This is a genomic window from Streptomyces sp. NPDC101166, assembly GCF_044768125.1.
Lineage (GTDB): Bacteria > Actinomycetota > Actinomycetes > Streptomycetales > Streptomycetaceae > Streptomyces.
In genome coordinates this window covers 1-1,091 of sequence record NZ_JBIWPF010000304.1, presented here as the reverse complement: position 1 = coordinate 1,091, position 1,091 = coordinate 1, and the positions used below count along the sequence as shown (strand labels likewise).

Below are 1,091 nucleotides of genomic sequence, written 5' to 3'. Positions count from 1 at the left end.
CCTGGTCCTCGAACACTCCGGCCTCACCCGCCAACAGCTGCCCACCGCCACCGCCGTCCCCGCCACCGGAGCCCTCGGCGTGGTCACCGGCTTCTTCCGCAATCTGGCCGAACTCCCCGCCGACGATATCGCCCGCGCGGTCACCGTATTCGGCGGTGACGCCGCCGGGATGATGGCCTCGGCCCTGCTGCTGTCCACCGGTACCGGCACGCCCGCCCCGTCGGATTCGCTCTACACCCGCCAGCAGGTTCTCGCCTACATCCGCAAGAACTTCACCAATCCGGACCTGACGGTCGACGAGATCGCCCACGCCTGCCTGCTCTCCCGCCGCACCCTCTACCGGGTGTGCGAGGGTTTCGGCGAGCCGGGCGCCCTGATCCGCCGGACCCGAATCGCTCACGCCCGCCGCCTGATTCGCGCCGATCGCGCCCGCTCGCTGGCCGCGGTCGCCGCCGCCTGCGGTTTCTCCACCGACCGCCACTTCTACCGCGCCTTCCGCGAGGAGACCGGTCTGACCCCCGGCCAGTTCCGCGACCAGCTGGGCCCGGCGCGCTAGCCGCGGTCGGAACTACCGCGGTTCAGAGCTGGTAGCCGTCGATATCGAGATCGGCGGGGGACTCGCCGCCCGCGCGGGTGAAGGCGGTGAGCGCGTGAATCAGCCCGGAGCGGTCGGCGTCGGGCATCCGCTCGACGACCGCGGCCAGTTCACGGCGCCGGTGGCTGGTCACCGCGTCCACGACTTCGCTTCCGTGCGGGGTCAATTCGATGATGAGCTCCCGGCGCGAGTCCGGATTGGGTTTGCGGTCCACCAGACCCGCGCTCACCAGCCGGTCCACCATGCGCGCGGCCGTGGACGGCTGCACATTCAGCGTGGTGGGGTCCCCTCCAGAGTCGTGACCGGGATTCCGGCGTGTGACCACTGTGCGAGGACCCACCAACGGGGCGCCAATGACGGACCAACGGCCGCGATCAGCGGCGGCGGCTCAGCCTCCGCGCCGCCAGCAGCAGCGCCACGACCAGGAAGACGCCGCCGACGATGAGCACGGTCCGCAGGTCCTGGTGGTCACCCGAACCGGTGTCCGACTCCGGAG

2 protein-coding genes are annotated in these 1,091 nt (G+C 71.2%); one reads left to right on the top strand and one right to left on the bottom strand.

Features of this window, described 5'->3' with window-relative positions; all coding sequences use genetic code 11:
- Positions 1-556 (top strand): helix-turn-helix transcriptional regulator (locus ACIRS4_RS38645; RefSeq protein WP_404205014.1); only part of this gene is annotated, 556 nt, incomplete at its 5' end.
- Between the two features lie 22 nt (positions 557-578).
- Here the strand turns inward: ACIRS4_RS38645 and ACIRS4_RS38640 are convergent.
- A complete protein-coding gene (locus ACIRS4_RS38640; RefSeq protein WP_404205012.1) occupies positions 579-863 on the bottom strand; it encodes a MarR family winged helix-turn-helix transcriptional regulator in 285 nt (94 codons plus the stop codon).
- Positions 864-1,091: the final 228 nt, after the last annotated feature.